1 pseudogene is annotated in these 293 nt (G+C 52.2%); it reads right to left on the reverse strand.

The annotated features are described in order from the left end of the window. A pseudogene (locus P0G09_RS19755) lies at positions 1-293 on the reverse strand (ABC transporter permease); the annotation flags it as partial.

Consider the following 293-nt stretch of genomic DNA (forward strand, 5'->3'; position numbering starts at 1 on the left):
GACAGCTCCTCACCCAGCATATAGTAGCCGCCTACGCGCTCACACTCCGGCAGTCCTTTCAGGGTTTCAATGTCGTTTTCCTCTACGCCCAGCCAGACCGCCTCATAAGTATCGACAACCTGATTGCGCTGCATTTGTGTCAGGGAGGTAGACACAATTCCCGTAAAGCAGATCAGAAATGCCGCCAGCGCAACGGCAATCACCACCACCAGATTCCGGCGCTTCTCGCTTTGCAAACTTTTCTTTGCCAGCTTCTTTGTAATGGCGCTGGTATCATTCTCAAAAGGCCATGT

It is taken from the genome of Faecalibacterium sp. DFI.5.82, assembly GCF_029076575.1.
In the GTDB taxonomy this organism is placed as follows: Bacteria; Bacillota; Clostridia; order Oscillospirales; family Ruminococcaceae; genus Faecalibacterium; species Faecalibacterium duncaniae.